Source organism: Pseudomonas arcuscaelestis, from assembly GCF_016881005.1.
In the GTDB taxonomy this organism is placed as follows: Bacteria; Pseudomonadota; Gammaproteobacteria; order Pseudomonadales; family Pseudomonadaceae; genus Aquipseudomonas; species Aquipseudomonas arcuscaelestis.
The window spans coordinates 278,313-302,112 of sequence record NZ_JACOPV010000001.1; the positions used below are offsets into that span (position 1 = coordinate 278,313).

Annotated in this window: 22 protein-coding genes; 10 read left to right on the top strand and 12 right to left on the bottom strand. The window is 58.2% G+C overall.

Annotation, left to right across the window (positions count from 1 at the left end; all coding sequences use genetic code 11):
* Window positions 1-17: 17 nt before the first annotated feature.
* From pstB to H8F21_RS01310, 5 genes are all read right to left on the bottom strand, one after another.
* Window positions 18-851: a phosphate ABC transporter ATP-binding protein PstB gene (gene pstB, locus H8F21_RS01290; protein WP_136478774.1), complete on the bottom strand. Its 834-nt coding sequence runs from the start codon at window positions 849-851 to the stop codon at window positions 18-20.
* A gap of 97 nt (window positions 852-948) precedes the next feature.
* Window positions 949-2,619 (bottom strand): phosphate ABC transporter permease PstA, encoded by a 1,671-nt coding sequence (gene pstA / locus H8F21_RS01295; protein ID WP_203477369.1) that lies wholly within the window; start codon window positions 2,617-2,619, stop codon window positions 949-951.
* 17 nt (window positions 2,620-2,636) lie between these two features.
* Window positions 2,637-4,925 carry an ABC transporter permease subunit gene (locus H8F21_RS01300; RefSeq protein ID WP_203477368.1) on the bottom strand — a complete coding sequence of 763 codons (2,289 nt, stop codon included), beginning with the start codon at window positions 4,923-4,925 and terminating at the stop codon, window positions 2,637-2,639.
* Window positions 4,926-5,063: 138 nt separating this feature from the next.
* On the bottom strand, window positions 5,064-6,065 hold the full coding sequence (locus H8F21_RS01305) for a phosphate ABC transporter substrate-binding protein PstS (RefSeq protein ID WP_203477366.1): 1,002 nt from the start codon (window positions 6,063-6,065) through the stop codon (window positions 5,064-5,066).
* A 161-nt stretch (window positions 6,066-6,226) separates the two neighbouring features.
* Window positions 6,227-7,516: an MFS transporter gene (locus H8F21_RS01310; protein ID WP_203477364.1), complete on the bottom strand. Its 1,290-nt coding sequence runs from the start codon at window positions 7,514-7,516 to the stop codon at window positions 6,227-6,229.
* 365 nt (window positions 7,517-7,881) lie between these two features.
* On the opposite strand from H8F21_RS01310, the gene H8F21_RS01315 reads away from it, so the two are divergent.
* Both H8F21_RS01315 and H8F21_RS01320 read left to right on the top strand, forming a co-directional pair.
* Entirely contained in the window at window positions 7,882-8,283 is a 402-nt protein-coding gene (locus H8F21_RS01315; protein ID WP_009402429.1) for an acyl-CoA thioesterase, read from the top strand.
* A 72-nt stretch (window positions 8,284-8,355) separates the two neighbouring features.
* Window positions 8,356-9,252, top strand: coding sequence for a D-hexose-6-phosphate mutarotase (locus H8F21_RS01320; protein WP_203477362.1), 897 nt, complete (start codon window positions 8,356-8,358; stop codon window positions 9,250-9,252).
* A gap of 10 nt (window positions 9,253-9,262) precedes the next feature.
* Here the strand turns inward: H8F21_RS01320 and H8F21_RS01325 are convergent, their stop codons facing one another.
* The 5 genes from H8F21_RS01325 to purE form a co-directional block, all read right to left on the bottom strand.
* On the bottom strand, window positions 9,263-11,020 hold the full coding sequence (locus H8F21_RS01325; protein ID WP_203477358.1) for a S8/S53 family peptidase: 1,758 nt from the start codon (window positions 11,018-11,020) through the stop codon (window positions 9,263-9,265).
* Window positions 11,021-11,086: 66 nt separating this feature from the next.
* Window positions 11,087-11,620 (bottom strand): DUF3299 domain-containing protein, encoded by a 534-nt coding sequence (locus H8F21_RS01330; RefSeq protein ID WP_203477355.1) that lies wholly within the window; start codon window positions 11,618-11,620, stop codon window positions 11,087-11,089.
* 45 nt (window positions 11,621-11,665) lie between these two features.
* Complete coding sequence (locus H8F21_RS01335; RefSeq protein ID WP_028942497.1) at window positions 11,666-11,911, bottom strand: GlsB/YeaQ/YmgE family stress response membrane protein; 246 nt, start codon at window positions 11,909-11,911, stop codon at window positions 11,666-11,668.
* Window positions 11,912-12,004: 93 nt separating this feature from the next.
* Window positions 12,005-13,087, bottom strand: a complete 1,083-nt coding sequence (locus H8F21_RS01340) for a 5-(carboxyamino)imidazole ribonucleotide synthase (protein WP_203477351.1) — start codon at window positions 13,085-13,087, stop codon at window positions 12,005-12,007.
* A gap of 10 nt (window positions 13,088-13,097) precedes the next feature.
* Window positions 13,098-13,589 (bottom strand): 5-(carboxyamino)imidazole ribonucleotide mutase, encoded by a 492-nt coding sequence (gene purE, locus H8F21_RS01345; protein ID WP_009402441.1) that lies wholly within the window; start codon window positions 13,587-13,589, stop codon window positions 13,098-13,100.
* A 267-nt stretch (window positions 13,590-13,856) separates the two neighbouring features.
* On the opposite strand from purE, the gene H8F21_RS01350 reads away from it, so the two are divergent.
* Window positions 13,857-14,474, top strand: coding sequence for a zinc metalloprotease (locus H8F21_RS01350; RefSeq protein ID WP_236042833.1), 618 nt, complete (start codon window positions 13,857-13,859; stop codon window positions 14,472-14,474).
* A 4-nt stretch (window positions 14,475-14,478) separates the two neighbouring features.
* Here the strand turns inward: H8F21_RS01350 and H8F21_RS01355 are convergent, their stop codons facing one another.
* The gene (locus tag H8F21_RS01355; RefSeq protein WP_203477348.1) at window positions 14,479-15,396 is read right to left on the bottom strand and encodes a LysR substrate-binding domain-containing protein; all 918 of its coding nucleotides are present in this window, start codon (window positions 15,394-15,396) and stop codon (window positions 14,479-14,481) included.
* Window positions 15,397-15,574: 178 nt separating this feature from the next.
* On the opposite strand from H8F21_RS01355, the gene aspA reads away from it, so the two are divergent.
* From aspA to H8F21_RS01375, 4 genes are all read left to right on the top strand, one after another.
* The gene (gene aspA, locus H8F21_RS01360) at window positions 15,575-16,999 is read left to right on the top strand and encodes an aspartate ammonia-lyase (protein ID WP_136478786.1); all 1,425 of its coding nucleotides are present in this window, start codon (window positions 15,575-15,577) and stop codon (window positions 16,997-16,999) included.
* A 163-nt stretch (window positions 17,000-17,162) separates the two neighbouring features.
* On the top strand, window positions 17,163-18,155 hold the full coding sequence (locus H8F21_RS01365) for an asparaginase (RefSeq protein WP_203477337.1): 993 nt from the start codon (window positions 17,163-17,165) through the stop codon (window positions 18,153-18,155).
* A 59-nt stretch (window positions 18,156-18,214) separates the two neighbouring features.
* Entirely contained in the window at window positions 18,215-19,207 is a 993-nt protein-coding gene (locus H8F21_RS01370) for an AraC family transcriptional regulator (protein ID WP_203477334.1), read from the top strand.
* Window positions 19,208-19,326: 119 nt separating this feature from the next.
* Window positions 19,327-20,355, top strand: a complete 1,029-nt coding sequence (locus H8F21_RS01375; protein ID WP_203477332.1) for a histone deacetylase family protein — start codon at window positions 19,327-19,329, stop codon at window positions 20,353-20,355.
* Between the two features lie 19 nt (window positions 20,356-20,374).
* Here the strand turns inward: H8F21_RS01375 and pdxR are convergent, their stop codons facing one another.
* Window positions 20,375-21,904: a MocR-like pyridoxine biosynthesis transcription factor PdxR gene (pdxR, locus tag H8F21_RS01380; RefSeq protein WP_203477330.1), complete on the bottom strand. Its 1,530-nt coding sequence runs from the start codon at window positions 21,902-21,904 to the stop codon at window positions 20,375-20,377.
* 90 nt (window positions 21,905-21,994) lie between these two features.
* On the opposite strand from pdxR, the gene H8F21_RS01385 reads away from it, so the two are divergent.
* The 3 genes from H8F21_RS01385 to H8F21_RS01395 are packed head-to-tail and all read left to right on the top strand — an operon-like array spanning window position 21,995 to window position 23,772.
* The gene (locus H8F21_RS01385; protein ID WP_203477328.1) at window positions 21,995-22,624 is read left to right on the top strand and encodes an FMN-binding negative transcriptional regulator; all 630 of its coding nucleotides are present in this window, start codon (window positions 21,995-21,997) and stop codon (window positions 22,622-22,624) included.
* 11 nt (window positions 22,625-22,635) lie between these two features.
* Window positions 22,636-23,082, top strand: a complete 447-nt coding sequence (locus tag H8F21_RS01390) for a GNAT family N-acetyltransferase (RefSeq protein ID WP_203477326.1) — start codon at window positions 22,636-22,638, stop codon at window positions 23,080-23,082.
* Window positions 23,083-23,097: 15 nt separating this feature from the next.
* Entirely contained in the window at window positions 23,098-23,772 is a 675-nt protein-coding gene (locus H8F21_RS01395) for a GNAT family N-acetyltransferase (protein ID WP_203477324.1), read from the top strand.
* Window positions 23,773-23,800: the final 28 nt, after the last annotated feature.

A 23,800-nucleotide genomic window follows, 5' to 3' on the forward strand; every position in this document is an offset into this window, starting at 1 on the left:
TGTCTGCTTGCCGCAAACTAGCCATAGCGGCCGGTAATGTAGTCTTCGGTCTGCTTTTTCGCCGGGTTGGTGAACAGCGTGTCGGTGTCACCAAACTCGATCAGCTTGCCCATGTACATGAATGCGGTGTAGTCGGAAACCCGTGCCGCCTGCTGCATGTTATGGGTAACGATGACGATGGTGTACTTGGACTTCAGCTCGTAGATCAGCTCTTCGACCTTCAGCGTCGAGATCGGGTCAAGTGCCGAGCAAGGTTCGTCGAGCAACAGCACTTCGGGTTCAACGGCGATGGTACGGGCAATGACCAGACGCTGCTGCTGACCACCGGAAAGACCCAGTGCCGACTCATGCAGGCGGTCCTTGACCTCATCCCACAGCGCGGCGCCTTTAAGCGCCCATTCCACTGCCTCATCAAGCACACGCTTCTTGTTGATGCCCTGGATACGCAGGCCATAAACCACGTTTTCGTAGATGGTCTTGGGGAACGGGTTAGGCTTCTGGAACACCATACCGACGCGGCGACGCAATTCAGCCACATCTTCGCCCTTACGGTAGATGTTGTTGCCGTACAGGTTGATTTCGCCCTCGACGCGGCAACCGTCAACCAGGTCGTTCATGCGGTTGAAGGTACGCAACAGCGTGGACTTACCACAGCCGGACGGACCGATAAATGCAGTCACGCGCTGTTTTGGGATGTTCATGCCAACGTCGAACAGTGCTTGCTTATCGCCGTAGAACAGGTTCAGGCCAGGCACTTCGATGGCAACGGTTTCGTCAGCCAATTGCAGGCTCTGCTTGGTGCGACCCAGGGCCGACATGTCGATACCGTGAGCATGGGTTTCATGTTGCATGGTTTCACTCCATTTGTAGCTGCAGGCTTCAAGCTGCACGCTGCAAGTTTGTGCAAAAGCGGCGTGAAGCTTGCCGCTCATGGCTAAAGACTTTCAATCAGCTATCCAGCGCCTTGTACTTCTCGCGCAGGTGGTTACGAATCCATACCGCCGAAAGGTTGAGCGTGGCGATGACCAGCACCAGCAGCAACGCGGTGGCGTACACCAGCGGCCGCGCGGCCTCGACGTTGGGGCTCTGGAAACCAACGTCATAAATGTGGAAGCCCAGGTGCATGATCTTCTGGTCCAGGTGCAGATACGGGTAGTTACCGTCAACTGGCAACGACGGCGCCAGCTTCACTACACCCACCAGCATCAGCGGCGCCACCTCACCGGCGGCACGCGCCACGGCGAGAATCATCCCGGTCATCATCGCCGGGCTGGCCATTGGCAGAACGATCTTCCACAGGGTTTCGGCCTTAGTCGCACCGAGCGCCAGCGAGCCTTCGCGCACTGTGCGGGGGATACGTGCCAAGCCCTCTTCAGTGGCCACGATTACCACTGGCACCGCCAGCAAGGCCAGGGTCAGCGAGGCCCAGAGCAGACCCGGAGTCCCAAGCGTTGGCGCTGGCAATGCTTCAGGGAAGAACAAACGGTCGAGCGAGCCACCCAATACATAGACGAAGAAGCCCAGGCCGAACACACCGTAGACAATAGCCGGTACGCCAGCCAGGTTGTTCACTGCAATACGGATCAGGCGAGTTACCGGCCCCTGGCGAGCGTATTCGCGCAGGTAGACCGCAGCCAGCACACCAAAGGGCGTGACGATCACGGCCATGATCAGGGTCATCATCACCGTACCGAAGATGGCCGGGAAGATGCCGCCTTCAGTGTTGGCTTCACGCGGGTCGTCACTGAGGAATTCCCAGACCTTGGCGAAGTACACACCGAGCTTGGTGAAGCTGCCCATGGCGTTCGGCTGGTAGGCGTGAACCACCTTGTCCAGGCTGATCTCGATTTCACGACCATTGCCGTCTTTGACGACCAAGCTGTCGCGACCGAAGTCCTGATGCAGGCTGCCCAAACGCTCTTCAATCGCTTTGTAGCGGTTGTTCAGCTCGGCGCGTTCGGCGTCCATGTCTGCCTGGGCGGCGGCATCGAGCTTGCCATTTAGTTCCAGCTTGCGAGCGTGCAAACGCAAGCGCTCAAGGCCGTAGTTAATGGCACCAATGTCCTTCTTCTCAAGCTTTTGCAGCTCGCCCGCCAGCTTATCGGCACGCTTCAGGCGCGTCTGCAGTTCAGACCAGGCAGCCTGGCCTTCGGCGACGACCTTGCCGTTTTCCTTGACGCTCACCAGATAACCGTAAAAGTTACCCCACTCGCGTCGCTCAAGGGCAATCAGCTCCGCTGGTGTCTTCTGGTCAGTCAGCCAATTGCCTACTACCCAGGTGAAGTCACTGCCATTGAGGTCGCGGTTACCGACCTTGATCAACTCACGCGTCATGAACTCCGGGCCATTTTCAGGAACCGGCAAGCCAGCTCCTTTCAAACGCGCCAGAGGCACTTCTTCTTTCTGTACGACTTCACCGACCACTACATGGTCAGGCTGACCCGGGACCTTATAGGTTGCCTGGATCAGGTCGGCCGGCCAGAAGTGGCCCAGGCCGCGCACGGCGATCACGGAGAGCAGACCGATGGTCATGATCACCGCGATGGCGACCGCGCCACCGCTGACCCAGACGCCAGGGGCGCCGCTCTTGAACCAGCTTTTGAGGGAATCCTTTTTCACGGATCTCTACCTTTCTATCAAAGCGACGAGTATTTCTTGCGCAGACGCTGGCGAATCAGCTCGGCCAAGGTGTTCATCACGAAGGTGAACATCAACAACACCAGCGCGGCGAGGAACAGCACACGATAGTGACTGCCACCAACTTCCGACTCCGGCATCTCGACCGCAACGTTGGCCGCCAGGGTACGCATACCTTCAAACAGGTTCATTTCCATGACCGGCGTGTTGCCGGTAGCCATCAGTACGATCATGGTTTCACCTACAGCGCGGCCCATACCGATCATCAGCGCCGAGAAAATACCCGGGCTGGCGGTGAGGATGACCACGCGGGTCAGGGTCTGCCATGGCGTTGCACCCAGTGCCAGCGAGCCCAGGGTCAAACTGCGCGGCACACTGAACACGGCGTCTTCAGCAATCGAATAGATGTTTGGAATTACCGCAAAGCCCATGGCGATACCCACTACCAGGGCGTTGCGCTGGTCGTAGGTGATGCCCAGGTCGTTGGTGATCCACAGACGCATGTCACCACCGAAGAACCAGGCCTCCAGCAGCGGGCTCATGTACAGGGCAAACCAGCCAGTGAACAGAATCACCGGGATCAGAATCGCAGCTTCCCAACCATCCGGGACCCGCAGGCGGATCGACTCAGGCAAGCGGCTCCAACTGAAACCTGCGACCAGAATGCCAATCGGCATCAGCAGGAACAGACTGAATACGCCCGGCAGGTGTCCTTCCAGGTAAGGCGCCAGGAACAGACCAGCGAAGAAACCGAGAATAACCGTCGGCATCGCCTCCATCAGCTCGATTACCGGCTTGACCTTGCGGCGCATGCCCGGGGCCATGAAGTAGGCAGTGTAGATAGCGGCCGCGATGGCCAGCGGAGCGGCCAGGATCATGGCGTAGAACGCAGCCTTCAACGTACCGAAGGTCAGCGGCGAAAGGCTCAGCTTGGGTTCAAAGTCGGTGTTCGAGGCGGTGGACTGCCAGACATACTTCGGCTCGTCATAGTTCTCGTACCAGACCTTGCTCCACAACGCGCTCCAGGAGACTTCCGGGTGCGGGTTCTTCAACGACAGCGGCAGCAGCTTGCCGCCTTCTTCGATAATGATGCGGTTGGCCCGAGGCGACAGCGCGAGAATACCCGCACCTTCAGCTACCGGCTCAACCAACAGGGTACGGTGCGCAGTGCTGTGGAACACGCCGAGTTCACCGCTGGCATCCAGGGCCACGAAACCCTTGCGACGCTCTTCGGCATCGATCTGCACGATCGGCGCCTTGCCCATCTGGAACTCGCGAATACGCTTGAAGCGCTGCTCGCCATCGGGGTCGCGGGCCATGAACCATTGTGCCAGACCACCTTTGGAGTCGCCGATGATCAAAGAGATGCCGCCTACCAACTGAGCGCTGGCAGTAACTTCGGTATTACCGTCATCAAGCAGTTTGTAACGACCATTGAGGCTCTTGTCACGCAGGCTGAAGACATCCGCCTGAGCCCGGCCATTGATCACATACAGCCACTGCTGGCGCGGGTCGATAAAGATTGCCTTGACCGGCTCGGTCATCTGCGGCAGATCGATACGGTTCTGCTCGCTGGTGACTTCGCCGGTCATCATGTTTTCTTCGCGGCTCAGCGAGAGCACCTGCAAGTGCGCACCCGTGGACCCGGCAACCACCAGGGTTTCACCGTTCACATTGAGGCTCACGTGCTCCAGCGCACGGCCCTGCTCATCGAGTACAAACGGCTCCTGGCCATAGGGATAGTCGATAGCAGGCGTGATGGTTTTCTTGTTGTCCGGGTAAGTGATCTTGTAGCTGTGGCTGAATGCCAACGCCTGTCCATTGGACAAGCCCAGCACCACCAGCGGGTTACCCGGCTGATCGCTACCGATAGAAGTCACCTGGGTGCCAGCAGGCAGAGGCAGCTCCACGCGCTTGAGTTCGGCACCGGTCTTGGTGTCGAAGAACAGCGCCTGTCCCTTATCGGAAACACGCATACCCACCAGGTTCTGCTCTTCCAGAGCAATCATCAGGGGTTTGCCTGCGTCCTGGCTCAGCCAGGTAGGCTCCAGCGCTTTCTTGCTGGTCAGCGTGGCGCCCTGGAACAGGGGCACGACCACATAGGCCAGGTAAAAGAAGATCAAGGTGATCGCTGCCAGCACGGCAAGCCCGCCCACCAGTACATACCAGCGAGTCAGGCGATCCTTGAACGCGCGCATACGGCGCTTGCGTTGCAATTCGGGCGTATTGAAATCAATCCGCACGGGGGGAGAATTTTGGGTCATGGTGGAGTTGGCCAGATCATTCATGCGCACACCCTAGCGGTCCCGTATTACAAAAACATGACAGTGCAGTGACGCAAAAAAGCCCGCCGCTCAGGAATGCTGGCAACGGACTCGCAATTTTCAGCGGAGCCTGGTCATTTCCAGACCCCGCCTAGCTCACTCTTAGTTTGCTGCGACGCCTTTGGTAGCGTGGTTCAGACCCAGGTCCGCCAGGGCTTTTTCAGCCACTTTGGCAGGCAGTGGGATGTAACCGTCTTTCACTACCACCTGCTGGCCTGCCTGCGACAGAACCAGTTTGACGAACTCGGCTTCCAGCGGGGCCAGAGGCTTGTTCGGTGCCTTGTTGACATAGACGTAGAGGAAACGCGACAGCGGATAGGTGCCGTTCAGGGCGTTAGCTTCGTTGTCTTCAACAAATGCGCCACCGTCTTTCTTGGCCAGAGGCACAGTCTTGACGCTGGCAGTCTTGTAGCCGATGCCCGAGTAACCGATACCGTTCAGCGAGCTGCTGATCGACTGCACGACTGAAGCCGAGCCAGGTTGTTCGTTGACGTTAGGCTTGAAGTCGCCTTTGCACAGGGCTTCTTCCTTGAAGTAGCCATAGGTGCCGGAGACCGAGTTACGACCGAACAGCTGCACTGGCTTGTTGGCCAAGTCGCCGGTCACACCCAGGTCACCCCAAGTTTTAACGTCAGCTTTGGCGCCGCACAGACGGGTCGACGAGAAGATCGCATCGACCTGCGCCATGGTCAGGCCTTTGATCGGGTTGTCCTTGTGGACGAATACAGCCAGTGCGTCGACAGCAACCGGGATAGCGGTTGGCTTGTAGCCGTACTTCTGCTCGAACGCCTGCAACTCGACGTCCTTCATTTTGCGGCTCATCGGGCCGAGGTTGGCTGTGCCTTCAGTCAGCGCAGGTGGCGCCGTCGAGGAGCCAGCAGCCTGGATCTGGATATTTACGTTCGGGTATTCCTTCTTGTAGGCCTCAGCCCACAGGGTCATAAGGTTCGCCAGGGTATCGGAACCGACGCTGGAGAGGTTGCCCGACACACCGGTGGTCTTGGTGTAGGTCGGAATAGCAGGGTCAACAGCGGCAACCGCATTGGCGGTGGCAACGCCAGCGGCGACGAAAGTCAGGGCCGCCATCAAACGCTTCAGTTTCATGCCTTGCTCCTAGCAGGAATTGGGGTGAGATGGATCGGGCCCAAGTATCTGCAGGCCGTATGAACACTCTATGAATGGAATGTGACAATTAGATGAAAGGCCATCACCGAAGATCGATGATGGCCTTTTCAAAATGTTGCGAGGGCTGAGTTAGCGCGGCATTAGCGTTTCTTGATCAGCAGATAGAGGCCAACCAACAGACCAATGGCGCAGATAACGGCGACATAGTAGGCCGGAGCCATGGGGCTGAATTTGAGCAACGCCGTTACCGCCATCGGCGTCAGGCCGCCGAAGATCGCGTAGGCCATGTTGTAGGAAAAAGACAAACCGCTGAAACGCACCGCAGGCGGGAAAGCCTTGACCATGACATACGGCACCGCACCAACGATGCCTACACACAGACCAGTCAGGGCGTACAGCGGGAACATCCATTCTGGATGGGTTGGCAGGGTGTGATAGAAAGTCCAGGAAGACGCCAGCAACATCAGGCTACCCACGACAAATACCCGCCCTGCCCCTATACGGTCAGCCAGCGCACCGGTACCGATGCAGCCCAGGCTGAGCAGGACAATTGCCATGCTGTTGGCCTTCAGCGAATCGAGCGGGGTGATGTGATAGAGGCTCTGCAGTAACGCAGGCGTCATCAAGATGACGACGACAATGCCGGCCGACAACAGCCAGGTCAGCAACATCGAAAGAACAATGGCGCCCCGGTGATCACGTAATACCGCCCGCAGCGGTACTTCCTCAGCCAGTGCCTTGCGCGCCTGCATTTCGGCAAAAACGGGGGTTTCGTGCAACCATCGACGCAGGTACACCGCGAACAATCCGAACACACCACCCAGCAGGAATGGAATACGCCAGGCGTAGTCAGCTACTTCCTCGGTGGTGTATACCGTGTTGATCAGGGTTGCTACCAGCGAGCCAAGCAGGATCCCGGCAGTTAGCCCGGCGGTCAGGGTGCCGCAGGCATAACCGGTATTACGTGCCGGAACATGCTCGGAAACAAAAACCCATGCGCCCGGTACTTCACCGCCAATCGCCGCACCTTGGATAACCCGCATCAGCAAAAGCAGGAACGGCGCCATCACACCTATCTGCGCATACGTTGGCAGCAGACCCATGATCAAGGTGGGTACGGCCATCATGAAAATGCTCAATGTGAACATTTTCTTGCGCCCCAGCAGGTCGCCGAAGTGGGCCATGACAATGCCGCCCAGCGGGCGCGCCAGGTAGCCGGCGGCAAAAATCCCAAACGTTTGCATCATGCGCAGCCAATCCGGCATGTCGGCAGGAAAGAACAACTGGCCGACGACGGTGGCGAAGAATACGAAAATGATGAAGTCGTAGAACTCTAGTGCCCCGCCCAAAGCGGAAAGCGACAGGGTCTTATAGTCACTGCGGGTGAGCGGCCTCGAAGGCTGCGCGATACTACCGGGCACGGAGGTCATGGATATCTCTTATAGGTCTTTCTTATGTTCAGGCCAGCTACGACGCGGCTTTCGGCCTGGGAAGCATCGAACCATAGCAAATTGCTGGAAAAAGCACATAGCAGTACAAATTCAATACAAGTTTAATGACTGCACGGTCGTCGCTGCGCTGTTGGCTCTATATACTGGCCGCTTGTAGAAAGGGTTGAGTGTTATGAAGGATGTTGTGCGAAAACGCCGCTAGATGTGCTTAGTCGATTTCGCAGAGTTTCCCTTCGCCGCCTGGCAAAGCGAAAGCAGCGTATTATGGTTGTGCTGAATCGTTTTTCGAGGCGTCTGTATTAGCGCCAACCAACGAAGCGTCACGGGTCAGAGGCACCCCCGGCATGATTGAACTCGAACAAGAAGATCCTATCCCGCAAGGCGACCTGGCCTTGCAGATCACCGCACTACCGCGTGAAACCAATGGTTTTGGCGATATCTTTGGCGGCTGGCTGGTCGCGCAAATGGACTTGGCGGGCACTGCCATGGCCAGCCGAGTCGCCGGTGGCCGGGTGGCAACCGTGGCTATCGACCGCATGGCCTTTCTGGTCCCAGTAGCCGTTGGTGCGCAATTGTCTTTCTATACCCAAACCCTGGAAATCGGCCGTAGCTCGATCCAGATGATGGTAGAGGTGTGGAGCGACGATCCGCTGTCCAGCGAATGGCGCAAGGTTACCGAAGCGGTCTTCGTGTTCGTTGCCATCGATGGCAGTGGCCGCACTCGCTCGGTTCCTCCTCGTCGCTGACATGGCTGCGCGGTAAACTCGACGGAATGCAGACGGTCCAAAACCGAACGGCAAACCAAAGAGATCAAGCGCATGTCCACACCCAAGGTCGAATCCGAACAGCATGGCGAGCTTAACTGCTGGCGTATCACCAGCAGCCATGCCGAACTGCTAATCGCCCAGCAAGGCGCGCAGGTTCTGAGCTATCAGCGGCTCGGGGAGCCGCCGTTGCTGTGGCTCAGCGAACAAGCCATTTTCAAACAGGGCAAGTCCGTGCGTGCCGGGGTGCCGGTGTGCTGGCCGTGGTTTGGCAACCTCAAGCGCAATCCCACTGCGGTGCAAGCCATGTATCGCGCCGAGGAGGGGCCTGCCCATGGTTTGGTACGTGGTCGCGATTGGCAACTGCTCGGCATCGACAGCAGTGGCGAAAGTGTACGTGTCGAATTCACTCTGCCAGACACTCAGGGCAATCTTCGCGACTGGCCGCACAACGTCGAGCTCAAGTTGACCATCGTCATGGGCGAACAGCTGACAGTCACCCTCTCAAGCTATAACCTCGACAATGCTCCTGTCACCCTCAGCCAGGCACTGCATAGCTACTTCGCCGTCAGTGATGTGCGCCAGGTACAAGTCGAAGGCGTTGAGGGCCTGAACTACATCGAAACCCTGGCCGATTGGCAACAACGCACGCAACAAGGCGCGCTGGTTTTTGCCAGTGAAACCGACCGCATCTATTTGCAGAGCCCTGAGCAGTTGCACATTGTCGATCCAGCCTGGAACCGGCGTATTCGTTTGACCAGCAGCGGTTCGCGCTCGGCGGTGATCTGGAACCCATGGACTGCCCGCGCTGTGGAATTAGCTGATATGGCCAACGATGGCTGGCAACGCATGCTGTGTATCGAGACCGCCAATGTATGGGACGACATTGTGACACTAGCACCGGGCGCAACCCATTCCCTGAGCCTGTGCATCAGCAGCGAACCGCTCTAGGACAATAACCTCAGCGCACTCTACCGCTGCCTTGTATGGTCAGCTCCAGCGCCTTTTGCATGTCCAGTCGCGCCGAGCGGCCCAGGTCAGCATGGTCCAGCTGGCTGTTACGTTCGGACGGTAAAATGGGCGCGGTGAGATCTTCGCCGTCCATGGCCTCGAAGTCTTGCCGCGGCCCCAGAGTCATTGCGCTACGTCGTAATAGCATGCGTACTTGTTGCGGGGTGAGTGCCGGATCGATGGACAGCATCGCTGCCACAACTGCCGTCACCAAAGGTGTGGCGAACGAGGTGCCGCAATGCAACGCGCCGGGCTTGCCTACTTCTGCAGTAGAGGCATGAGCACAGGCTGCAGCGCTAATATCAACGCGCTTTCCGATATTTGAACTGCCGCGCTTGATCACGTAATCCGGGTCATCTCGCCTCACGTCCTGCCCGCTGCGCTGATGAGCACCCACCACCAGAAGCTGATCGGTCACGAATGAAGACGGTAGGCGATACTCATCGTCACCGGACCTGGATGAACCGTTACCCGCCGAATTGACCACAATGACGTCCGGGTGCTCGGCTCGCAGCCACAGGAAAAATTCTTCGAGAAGTTCTTCGTAACCACTTATGGCCAGCCCGGAGCGTACCAGTGACTCGACTTCGTCTCCCTCGATGCTCCTGGTTCCGATACGATGTACTCCCCAACTCCAGTTAAGTACCCGTACCCCGTCCTCGACCAGATTCACCGAAGCGGCAATATTGGCGGTTATACCCGCATCAGAACTACGCTCAACGATCACCTCGAAGCCAGGGCTGGCAGCGTCCAACCCCGACAGGAACCCGCGATTACCTCCGGCCTGCCAACCCGCCGCAATGATGCCAGCAACACTGGAGCCGTGGTTATCCGGTTTGCTCGAATCACGGGCAAACACGCACATCTTCCCAGCACCTGCCTTGCAGCCACCCCGATACGCAGCGAAATCTGGCGAATCGAAATCCACATCACGCTCGATAATGCCCACTCGCACTTGCTGCACCTTGATTGGCGCCTCCACAGCGGGAATACGTTTACGGTAGTAGTAAACCGCATCCATGAACCGATTGGCGGTCCATTCATTTCCCCCCGCAGATGGACGGGTGTTGTCGGCGGCCGTCTCTTCACCACGCTCCGGGGCCGATTCTTCGATGATGACAGCATCAACGCTGACTTCGCTGCCCATGCGCAATAACAAGGCATCGCGCTGGATAAGGTCATGTGCGGGTATACGCAATTGGTAGGTATTGAGCGCAGGGATGGCGCCTACGACCTTGGCGCCATATTTTTCCGCCAGACGTTGCGCCTCGACCAATCCGTCGTGCTGCTCCTCAATCAGTAGGCTGACCAGATTTACGTAAGTAACCAGACCATCCATATTCCTGGCAACTTCGTCTGGCCGCGCCGCCACTACGTGGCTATTGCTCACCGACAACCATACGGGGTTGCTGCGTCGGCCCGCCAATTCCAGCCACAAAGAAGCGCTTACGTGATCGCACTTGCTCACGCGTAGCTGCACAGACTCATCCTTGAGCTGCACGGCTTCAGGCGCCAAAGCCTTATCGCCGAGCCAGACGGTGGGACGCTGATTTCCCAGCCCGCTTACCTGCAAGCACCACTGTTGCTCATCACTCGCCAGCACGTTGCCGCAACGTTGCATTTGCGTGATTCGCAGCGGCGCTTGTGCTGCTGAAGTCAGCGGCGAAATCAGGCCCACACAGGCCATCAGCACAATGAGTCCTTTCATGAGATATGACGCTCCATGACACTCCTTGAATATCGGACTGTCAGCGCCAAGCAACGTTCAGGAAGATCAGAGATCGCTTTCTTCGACTACTTTCACCTTGGCAGCATCTATTGCATATGCTGCGTCTGCCAAGTCGTTGGTGACCTTCTCCACTTTCAGCGTGCCGTTGACCCACAGCGGCGTGTAGATATCGTCGATCTTCAGGCCCTTGGGGTACCGAACCAGCACCAGTTGGTTCGGTGGTGGCGGCGGCACGTGGATGCAGGCACCTGGGTAAGGCACGAGGAAAAACAGCGTGCTGTTGCCCTTGGCATCGGATTCCAGCGGCACGGGGTAACCACCCAGACGGATCTGTTTGCCATTCATTGCGGGCACGGTCTTGCTTGAATACATCACCGCAGGCAAGCCCTTGCTCTGCTTAAGGCCGCCCTTGGCAGTGAAAGTGCCCATGGCCTCGGGGGAGTTGTGATCAATTTCTGGCATCAGCTCTAGGGCTTTCTGATCCGATTCGGGCATCAATTCCAGCCAGTCGGTTTCCGCCAGCTCAGCACGAGCGAGGCTGCTGATGAGCAACAGTGAAAGCAGCAATACACGGCGCATGAAAAATGCTCGGCAACGAAAATTGCCGAGCATTCTAGCCTGCTGTCAGTTCTTTTTGACCATACCGTAGATCACCAGAAGAACGACCGCACCCACCAGCGCACCCAGGAAGCCCGCGCCTTCGCCAGCCTGGTAAATACCTAGCGCCTGGCCGCCGTAGGTCGCAGCAAGCGAACCGGCAATGCCCAGGAGAATGGTCATGATCCAGCCCATGCTGTCGTCGCCAGGCTTGATGAAGCGTGCCAGCAATCCGACGATCAGGCCGATGAAGATGGTTCCGATGATACCCATGGCAATCCCTCTGAATGAAATGGCGCATGCCAAAGCCTAGTCAGCGCTTTGGCATCCTGCCATCAGAGGGATAGCGGTGGGGGAAGGTTCCAATTAACCCTGAATCAGGGCTTCGACCTGCTGGATTTTTAGCTCCAGGGCCGCCATGTCATCACAACGCAGGGTGGCGTGACCCACCTTGCGGCCGACCTTGAAGGCCTTGCCGTAGTGATGCAGATGGCATTCGTCGATGGCAACCACCTTGTCCACTGCTGGAACTTCGCCAATGAAGTTGAGCATGGCGCTTTCGCCGACCTTGGCGGTCGACCCCAGCGGCAGACCGGCAACGGCGCGCAGGTGATTCTCGAACTGGCTGCACTCGGCGCCTTCGATGGTCCAGTGCCCCGAATTGTGCACGCGCGGAGCGATCTCGTTGGCTTTCAGGCCGCCATCGACTTCGAAGAACTCGAATGCCAGCACACCGACGTAGTCGAGTTGCTTGAGCACACGGCCCGCGTAATCTTCGGCCAGCGTCTGAAGCAAATGGTCTTCACTGGCCACCGACAGACGCAGGATGCCGTTCTCGTGGGTGTTGTGCACCAACGGATAGAAACGGGTCTCACCATCGCGAGCACGCACGGCAATCAGTGAAACTTCGCCGCTGAACGCAACGAAGCCTTCCAGCAGGCAAGGCACGCTACCGAGTTCTGCAAAAGTACCTACGACATCCTCGGCAGTGCGCAGCACCTTCTGACCCTTGCCGTCATAACCCAGGGTACGGGTCTTGAGCACGGCAGGCAGGCCAATAGTGGCGACTGCAGCGTCCAGATCGGCTTGCGACTGGATATCGGCAAACGCCGGGGTCGGAATGCCCAGGTCCTTGAACATGCTTTTTTCGAACCAGCGATCACGTGCGATCCGCAACGATTCTGCACTCGGATAGACCGGCACGAATTGCGAGAGGAAGGCAACGGTTTCAGCCGGTACGCTTTCGAACTCGAAGGTTACCAGGTCGACTTCGTCGGCCAACTGACGCAGATGGTCCTGGTCACCGTAATCGGCGCGCAGGTGTTCGCCCAAGGGGGCTGCACATGCATCCGGGGCGGGGTCAAGGAAGGCGAAGTTCATGCCCAGCGGAGTTCCCGCCAAAGCCAGCATACGACCCAGTTGGCCGCCACCGATTACACCGATTTTCATGGGTTGGACCTCAAGCCTGACGCGGATCTGGATTATCCAGAACGCTGTCTGTCTGCTCAGCGCGGAACTGCTTCAACACCGTGTGGAACTGCGGGTGCTTGGCGCCCAGAATGCTCGCCGAGAGCAGCGCAGCGTTGATGGCGCCAGCTTTGCCGATAGCCAAGGTGGCGACCGGAATACCGGCTGGCATCTGTACGATCGACAACAGCGAGTCGACTCCGGAGAGCATCGACGACTGTACCGGCACACCCAGGACAGGCAGATGGGTCTTGGCGGCGCACATGCCTGGCAGGTGGGCAGCGCCCCCCGCTCCGGCGATGATCACCTCGATGCCACGGCCTTCGGCCTCTTCAGCATACTGGAACAACAAATCCGGGGTGCGGTGGGCGGAAACCACCTTGACCTCGTAGGGAATGCCGAGTTTTTCCAGCATATCGGCGGTGTGGCTAAGGGTGGACCAATCGGACTTGGAGCCCATGATCACGCCAACCAGTGCACTCATCGTCGAGCCTCTCCTGCAAGCGCCGTGCGGCGCGCTAAAAGCAACAAGCCACGCAGGTGGACCGGCGTGGCTTGTCATTCGGATTCTGAATCGACCGGTGTGGCCGAAGGCGCGGGATTATAGCCCATGGCGTATACACACGCCCACCCCTTGGCACTGCCCGACAGATCAAAGGCTGGGTTTATTGCTGGGTATTTTTCCGAATGCTGCTTGCGCCGGTTCCAAAACATCATCAGGTGCCAAATCAAGTCCCAAGGAGGGCGCTCGATGAATCTCTTCAAATGCTGCGCAATGACGTTCGCTTTATTCGCCTGCACGCATCTAGGCCAAGCCATGGCAGCCTCGTCGCTAGTGGTAAAGCTATATCCCCATGACGAATTGGCCGACACCAGCAACGACCAACTACGTAAAGATTATGTACAACCTTGGCTCGATGAGATGCGCAAGGTTACCAACCACTCCATCGAGGTGATTTTCCAGCGCAATATTGCAGGCGTAACCGATATTCCCTATCAGCAGATTGCACCGACAGAGACATTGGCGACATTCAGACACGCCGTTCCGGCTTCCTATTCAGAAATGTCCGTGCTGCTGACAAAAAATGATTTTGGTAAAGACGACGGATCGAGCAGAGCGGTCGCTGGCTTGGCCAGTCCAACCTGGCCTTACGCTATCGCATCGCTCGTCACCTACACGGCGTTGGCGCATGAATTGGGGCATCTGATGAAGGCCACGCACGAGGCAGCTGAGTTGCGTTTCAACCCGTGGGTTTGCGAGACCTATGTCTATCCCGAGCGTATGCCACTACGTTCAAATTGCTATCGGTACAGCGACGAGAATCGTACCCGTATAGCCCGCCACCTGGATTTTGTTTTAAATCAGTGAGAAATCACTCACTCTGACCAGCGTGCACGCCTGTGGACTCAAGTTTTCGCCACAACAGGCGCACGTTGGCCTTTCGCACCAACGCACAACGGTAAAGTCGGATCTCCAAAGGCACATGCCATTGGCTAGCACCGCAAATGGCCAGCTCGCCGCGCTCCAACTCACCGCGCATGGACAGTCGCGGCACCCAGGCAACGCCCATCCCTTCTAGTGCCATGCTCTTCAAACTATCGGCCATGGCCGTTTCATAGACCGTTGTGTAGCGCAGATTGCGCTGGCGTAGCAGCAGGTTGACCGAGCGCCCCAGAAAAGCCCCCGCACTGTAGGCCAACAGCGGTACGCTGCCCTCTCCTTCCAAATCGAACAACGGCTTGCCATCGGCATCCAAAGCACACACCGGCAACATCTCGGTAGTACCCATGTGTAGCGATGGGAAAATCTCGGCATCCATCTGCAGCGCGGCGTCCGGATCATAGAACGCCAGCATCAAGTCACAGCCACCTTCACGCAACGCATGCACCGCATCGCCGACGTTAGTCGCTACCAGACGTGTGGCGATGTTCAGCCCGTCGTTACGCAGTTGCGCAACCCAACGCGGGAAAAAGCCGGACGCCAACGAGTGCGCCGCCGCAATCTGGATAACCTCTCCCTGGCCACCTTCCAAATGATGCAAGTGACGCAGAACTTCGCCCAATTGGTCGACAACGGTGCGCGCAGTCACAAGGAACAGTTGGCCCGCTGCTGTCAACTCGATGGGTGTGCGGGAACGATTCACCAACTGTAACCCTAACGCGGCCTCCAGACTGCGTATGCGTCGACTGAAGGCCGGCTGGGTCACAAAGCGGCGCTCAGCGGCCTGGGAAAAGCTGCGGGTCGCCGCCAGGGCGCTGAAATCTTCCAGCCATTTACTTTCGAGGTTCATCTATCTCTCCAGACGCGCACCAAAATGGCACACGCTCGAATGTCGGTTGGCGTCACATCAACCATTATGCCGTTTGTGCATAGGTTAGCGTGCAACAGCATTGGCCGCAAAATCCCCCCCGGCCTAGCATTAGCGCCATTCCGGCATGTGCCGGGTCAAATTCGAGATGATATCTATCATGTCCGCTGCTGCATCGTTCCGCGTTGAGAAAGACCTGCTTGGCACCCTTGAAGTCCCTGCTGATGCTTACTACGGCATCCAGACCCTGCGCGCTGCCAACAACTTCCACCTCTCCGGTGTTCCGCTGTCGCACTACCCTAAACTGGTTGTTGCCCTGGCCATGGTCAAACAGGCCGCTGCCGACGCCAACCGTGAGCTGGGTCACCTGAGCGATGCCAAGCACGCTGCCATCAGCGAGGCCTGTGCCCGCCTGATCCGCGGTGACTACCACGAGCAGTTTGTGGTCGACATGATTCAAGGCGGTGCTGGTACTTCTACCAACATGAACGCCAACGAAGTAATCGCCAACATTGCGCTGGAGGCCATGGGTCACCAGAAGGGCGAGTACAAGTATCTGCACCCGAACAACGACGTGAACATGGCGCAGTCCACCAACGACGCCTACCCGACTGCGATCCGTCTGGGTCTGCTGCTGGGTCACGACGCACTGCTGGCCAGCCTCGACAGCCTGATCCAGGCTTTCGCCGCCAAGGGCCAGGAATTCGACCACGTACTGAAGATGGGCCGTACCCAACTGCAGGACGCTGTGCCGATGACCCTGGGCCAGGAATTCCGCGCCTTCGCCACCACCATGACCGAAGACCTGAACCGCCTGCGCTCCCTGGCGCCAGAACTGCTGACCGAAATCAACCTGGGCGGTACCGCCATCGGCACCGGCATCAACGCTGACCCTGGCTACCAGTCCCTGGCCGTACAGCGCCTGGCAACCATCAGCGGTCAGCCGCTGGTACCTGCCGCCGACCTGATTGAAGCTACCTCGGACATGGGTGCCTTCGTCCTGTTCTCCGGCATGCTCAAACGTACCGCGGTCAAGCTGTCGAAGATCTGCAACGACCTGCGTCTGCTCTCCAGCGGCCCACGTACCGGCATCAACGAGATCAACCTGCCAGCGCGTCAGCCAGGCAGCTCGATCATGCCAGGCAAGGTCAACCCGGTAATCCCGGAAGCGGTCAACCAGGTGGCCTTTGCCATCATGGGTAACGACCTTGCCCTGACCGTTGCCGCCGAAGGTGGTCAACTGCAGTTGAACGTCATGGAGCCTCTGATCGCCTACAAGATCTTCGACTCGATCCGCCTGCTGCAACGCGCCATGGACATGCTGCGTGAGCACTGCATTGTCGGCATCACCGCCAACGAACAACGTTGCCGTGAATTGGTCGAACACTCGATCGGCCTGGTCACCGCCTTGAACCCGTACATCGGCTACGAGAACGCCACCCGTATCGCTGCCATTGCCCTGGAAAGTGGCCGTGGCGTGCTGGAACTGGTTCGCGAGGAAGGCCTGCTGGATGAAGAAATGCTCAACGACATCCTGCGTCCGGAAAACATGATTGCTCCACGTCTGGTTCCGCTCAAAGCGTAACCGATGCTGTAACACCGCTCACCAGGTCGAGGGACTAGACACCTCTCACCTTTTGAGGGCCCAGGGATCACTCCCCGGGCCCTTTTTTTATGCCCGCTGACAGCCAGACTGATGATGGCGTACTGTGGTCGGCTAAACCTTGGCCGGCCTCGGAGACAGCGCAATGGCTACTGCATATCCCGCACGCAAAATCATGGTGCTTTACACCGGAGGCACCATTGGCATGCAGGCCAGTGCCAATGGTCTGGTTCCGGCATCTGGACTCGAACAACGTATGCGCGAGCACCTCGCCGGGCGTGCCGATATAGCGCCATGGCAGTTTCGCGAAATGCAGCCGCTGATCGACAGTGCCAATATGACGCCCCATTACTGGCAGCGCTTGCGTGTAGCGATCATCGACGCCATCGAGCTACAACACTGCGATGCTGTACTGGTACTGCACGGTACCGACACCCTCGCCTACAGCGCGGCGGCCCTGAGCTTCCAACTCATTGGCCTGCCAGCGCCCGTACTGTTCACAGGTTCGATGCTGCCCGCAGGTACAGCCGACAGTGATGCCTGGGAAAACCTCGACGGGGCCCTGCAAGTGCTGGCTCAAGGCGCAGTCGCGGGCGTGCAATTGTACTTTCATGGCGAACTGCTCCAACCCCACCGAACCGCCAAGGTGCGCAGCTTTGGTCGGCATCCCTTCGTCACGCTCAAGCGCTCCGGCGGCGCACCTAAGGCGCAGTCATTGCCTGTAGCGCTGGACTATCGGCAAGCGAGGCAGCCTGCCACTGTCGCCGTATTGCCGCTGGTGCCCGGGTTCGGAGCTTCTTTGTTGCAAGCGGCGCTCGACAGCGGTGCGCAGGCGCTGATCCTGGAGTGTTTCGGGAGCGGTACCGGTCCGGCTGACGACGCCGAGTTTCTCGATGCGCTGGCTCGCGCCCAGTCCCTGGGCGTAGTGGTGGTAGCAATTACCCAATGCCATGAGGGTGGCGTCGAACTGGATGTATATGAAGCGGGCAGTCGCCTGCGTCGGGTTGGCGTGGTATCGGGCGGTGGAATGACCCGAGAAGCGGCTTTCGGCAAGCTGCAACTCCTACTCGGTGCTGGTTTGCCGCCAGCAGAAATACGGCGCTTGATCGAACTGGACCTGTGTGGAGAGCTGCGCTGATACCGGCAAGGCACGCATATTGCTCGTTTGCTGGTAGCCCTTCAGCAGGAAGCCCCAACATGCTCCACTCACACCTCACAACGCTCAATGCCGTGTCGTTGGTTATTCAAGCCTTCAAGGACGACGGCATCGAGGCTTCTGCGCTGCTCGAAGGTAGCGGTATCAGCCCGGCAGACCTGGGCCGCGCCGATTCACGCATCACCACACGCCAGGAGATGCTGGTGTGTGCCAATGCCGTGGCACGGCGCCGTGACGTGGGTTTGGAATTGGGCCGACGCATGCACGTTTCCTGCTACGGCATGCTCGGTTACGCCCTGCTCTCCAGTGCCACCTTAGGTGACGCTTTGCGTCTGGCAATGCAATACCCGGCGTTGTTGGGAACACTTTTTCAGCTCCGCCTGATCGAAGACGGTGAACGCATCTGGTTCAGCGCCAGCAATTATCGTGCGGACCCTTGCCTTGCTGCATTCAACGCCGAGTTTTGCCTGACCTCGCTGAAAGTGATTTGCGATGACTTACTCGGGCAGACACTGCCGTTGATAGCCTCCCGCTTCAACCATGTCAGTCCCGATTACCAACCGCTGTACGCTGAAACTTTCAACTGTCCACTGCATTTCGGCGCTGGCGACAATGCTTTTGCCTTTGAACGACGCTGGCTGGACATGCCGCTGCCATTGGCAGACCAGATAACCCACCGCGCCATGAGCGAGCGTTGCCGGCGACAGAACCTTGAATTCACCGGTCGTCAGGCCTGGCTGGGGCGTATCCGCCAGCTTCTTCTCGATCAGTTGAATGCCGCACCTGGGCTGGAGGGTCTGGCAAAGCAGATGAATTGTTCATCGCGCACCCTGCGACGGCATCTGCAGGAGCTGGGCAGCAGCTACCAGCAATTGCTCGATGAGTTGCGATTCGAACGCGCCAAGCAACTGCTGGCCGAAGACCAACTGCCGATCTATAAAATCGCAGAAGTGCTGGGCTTCAGCGAAACGGCGAGCTTTCGTCACGCGTTTCTGCGCTGGAGCGGCGTAGCGCCTAGCCACTTCCGCACCTAGCGGTGAAAAGCGGACTGCCAGGCTGGCCATATCGATCCCCTTTTGGCCGTTTTCGCCGTTCAGAACCGGAACCGGTCCATCAACAATGGGCCCACGCCAGAGACTCCGGAGAACAATAAATGCTGACAATTTATTCTGACGACCATCGCCTTCATCACGGCCGCTGCGAGTTGATCGATGGGCAACTGATGCCCTGCTTTGAAATGCCTTCACGCGCAGATCATGTACTTGAGCGGGCCAAGGCCCGTGAATTGGGACCGATACAAGGCCCAACAGACTATGGTCGCGCCCCGCTGCTACGCGTACACAGCGCCGATTACCTGAATTTCTTCGAGGGTGCCTGGCAACGCTGGTCCGCCCTCGGTCACGAGGGTGACCTGCTGCCCTTTACCTGGCCAGCCCGAACCTTGCGCAACATCAAACCCAAGGGCCTGCATGGTGAATTGGGCTATTACAGCTTCGACGCTGGAGCTCCCATCACTGCTGGTACCTGGAAGGCAGCCTACAGTGCCGCGCAGGTTGCGCTCACCGCCCAAGCGGCAGTCCAAGCCGGTGCACGCAGCGCCTTTGCCCTATGCCGTCCACCAGGACACCACGCGGCTAGCGATGTAATGGGCGGCTACTGCTATCTGAACAATGCAGCCATTGCTGCCCAGGCCTTTCTTGACCAAGGCCACAGCAAAGTTGCCATCCTTGACGTCGACTACCACCACGGCAACGGCACCCAGGAAATCTTCTACCAGCGCAACGACGTACTCTTTGCCTCGATTCACGGCGATCCCCAAGCCGAGTTTCCATTCTTCCTTGGTTACGCCGACGAGGAAGGCGAAGGCGATGGCCTGGGTTACAACGTCAATTACCCGCTACCGGCAGGCAGTGGCTGGGTCACTTGGAGCAACGCGCTGGAACAGGCCTGTGAACGCATCGCCGCCTATGCGCCAGATGTGGTTGTAGTGTCGCTGGGTGTCGATACATTCAAGGACGATCCCATTTCCCAGTTCAAGCTCGACAGCCCGGACTACCTGCAGATGGGCGAGCGCATCGCTCGTCTTGGCAAGCCGACCTTGTTTGTCATGGAAGGTGGCTATGCCGTCGAAGAAATCGGTATAAACGCCGTTAACGTCCTGGAAGGATTCGAACGCGCTTAACCGCACGGCAGCGGCGCATTTAGCCGCCCCACGCACGCCGCAGACGTACGAGTGCATCAGCAATGTGCGCTTCGTCCACTGCGGCAAAACCCAGCACCAATCCTGCGCGTTCATCCACAGGCGTGGCCGAGTCCGGCAGCCAGTAGTCACTCAAGGCATTGAGCTCAACGCCAACCGCTTCGGCCTGAGCGATCAACGCCTGCTCCCGCGCGTAGCTGTCGACATCGATTTTCAGGTGCAGCCCTGCCGCTACTTCGGGCATGGGACCGACTCCCGGCATATCCACAGGCCAACCCACCTGAAGCGCATTTCGCCGACTCAGGGCGGCCCGCCGCACTCGGCGAATATGTCGTAGAAAATGCCCCTGGGCCATGAATTTCGCCATGACAGCCTGGGTACCCACTTCCGAATGCCTGACAGCCAGCGCTCGACAGCGAGAAAAAGCCTGCACCAACTGTTGCGGCAGCACCAGATAGCCCAGTCGTAATGCAGGAAAAGCAATTTTGCCAAACGTACCGACATACAATACACGCCCGCTGCGATCCAGCGCCGCCAACGGTGCCAGAGGCGCGCCGCTGTAACGATATTCGCCGTCGTAGTCGTCCTCGATGATCCAGCCATCCTTGCGCTGCGCCCATTCCAGCAGCTCCAGACGCCGGGCCAAGCTCATCGTGACACCAGTGGGGTACTGATGCGATGGCGTCACATAGCTCAAGCGACACTGCGCCAGGGCATTAAGCGCAGCACAGTCCAGCCCCTCATTGTCCACCGCAATGCCATGCACCTGCGCTCCCGTCAGAGCGAAGGCGTTACCAGCAGCACGGTACCCAGGGTTTTCCACAGCCACCACATCCCCTGGCTCCAGTAGCAACTGTGCACAAAGGCTGATTGCTTGCTGCGCACCACTGGTGATCACAATTTGATCAGCCGTACAGAAAAGCCCACGCGATTGACGTAAATAGGCCGCAATCAAGACACGGAGTTGGGTTTCACCTGCCGGGTCGCCGTACCCCAAGGCAGTCGGATCCGGGTTGCGCCAAAATTCCGCCTGCAGCTTGGCCCAGACGTCAAAAGGAAACAGGTCGAGCGCCGGCAAACCGACGCGAAAAGCGCGTGGCGGACCACTTTTTGGCGCCGGTAAATGATGCTGCTCCAGACGCACGAGCGGACCATTGTGGATAACTTTACTGGATAAAATCTCAGTATTTTCCGATGAGTTTGTGGATAAAGCTGTGGAAAAACCCAGGGATAACCCTGTGGATATTTTTGTGGATAATTTTGGAAGCTGACTGACGTAAGTGCCGTCACCCACGCGGCTTTCGATGAAGCCCTCGGCATACAACTGATCGTAAGCGCGCACCACACTGTTACGCGACAACCCCATGGCAGCGGCCATGTCTCTAGTCGCCGGTAGACGCGTGCCGCTGCTCAGTCGGCCATCCAGCACACGTGCGCGCAGCTCTTGATATAGCTGACGACTCAGGCCTTGGCGGCGATCAAGAACAATACCCGTGGGGTCGAACGGCAAGGCGAAAGGGCGCACGCTCATCGAAATGGACCTATAAAATTAGCTGGAAATGGCTCTTAACATAGTCCAATAGCCTGCCTAGGATTGAGCCATTCGCCAAGGACAATCCTCATGTTCACACCTTCAAGCTACCAGGAAACCGACCTTTCCCAACTGCAGCAGCAGATCGAACAGACACGCCTGGCGGTTCTGGTAACCCACGGCGAGCAGGGTTTGCAAGCCAGTCACCTACCGCTTTTGCTGGACCGTAGCGAGGGCCGCAACGGTACCCTCTACGGCCACTTTTCCCGCGCCAATCGCCAATGGCAGGAGTTAGCCGACGGCGCCGAGGCACTGGTGGTTTTTGCCGGTCCTGACGCCTACGTCAGCGCTGGCTATTATCCAAGCAAGCTTGAAGATCCCCGCACTGTACCCACCTGGAACTACCAGGCCGTACATGCCTGGGGCAAGGCCGAGGTGTTTCACGATGCCGAACGCTTGCTCGATATCGTCCGCCGCCTGAGTGACCACCATGAACAGCGACAGGCCAAACCCTGGTCGGTAGACGAAGCACCCAGCGACTACATGGCCGGGATGCTCAAGGCCATTGTCGGCTTTGCCCTGCCTATCGATCGCCTGCAAGGCACACGAAAACTCAGTCAGAACCGCTCAGCCGTCGATATCGAAGGCGTTCGCTCGGCCCTGGCTAACAGCCCTGATCCCATGGACAACCAACTGGCCGCACTGATGCGCCAACCTTGAGGGAACCTGCTATGCCTACCGTAATTATTCGCCCGGTCACTGCTGACGACCATAATGTCTGGCTGCCACTCTGGCAGGCTTACCTGAGCTTCTACGAAACCCGCCTTGCCGACGAGGTGACGGCAGTGGCCTGGGAGCGCATGCTTGATCCAGGTGAGCCCACCAACGCCGCGCTGGCCTGGGTCGATGGCAAGGCAGTAGGCATGGTTCACTGGATCTATCATCGATCAAACTGGAGCATCGAGAACTCATGCTACCTGCAGGATCTGTATGTACAAAGTGAGCAACGTGGCCTCGGCATTGGTCGTCAGTTGATCGAGTTCGTCTACGCCACAGCCCGCGAGGCTGGCTGCGCCAAGGTTCATTGGCTAACCCACGAGACCAACGCTACCGCGATCAGTCTCTACGAACAGGTTGCCGAGCGACCTGGGTTTATCCAGTTTCGTAAACCGTTGTAAACCTGGAGCCTTCACATGAGTGCATCGTTGAACTGGCACCCGGCCAAACGTCCGCAAGCCAAAACCCTGGTAGGTCGCTTCATTCGCCTGGAGAAACTCGATCCCCGGCGCGATCGTGAAGACCTTTGGCAGGTGTTCCAGGGGCCAGAATCGGACCCTACGCTCTGGGACTACCTTGCCTATGGTCCCTTTACTGAACGAGAAGACTTCGACCATTGGCTTGATAGCAATGCAGCCAGCAGCGATCCGCTGTTTTTCAGCGTTGTTGATCTGGCCAGCGGCCAGACTCAGGGGATCCTCAGTTTGATGTCCATCGTGCCCGAGCAAGGCCGCATCGAGATCGGCCATATTGCCTTTGGCGCAGCCATGCAACGCTCATCCAAAGGCACAGAGGCCGTATACCTGTTGGGTAAGTTGGGGTTCGAATTGGGCAACCGCCGCCTGGAGTGGAAGTGCAATAACGACAACGCCCGTTCCAAAAAAGCTGCCGAACGCTTCGGTTTCAGTTTCGAAGGCGTGTTTCGCAAGCACATGGTGATCAAGGATCGTAACCGCGACACAGCTTGGTTCTCGATTACCGACGATGAATGGCCTGCGATTGCGGCAGGCTTTGAGCGCTGGCTAGGGGAAGACAACCAGCGACCAACAGGCCAGCTGCTCACACTGCAAGCCTGCCGGAGTGCCCGCTAGCGTTGGCGTATAAACTTTGCAGCGGGCT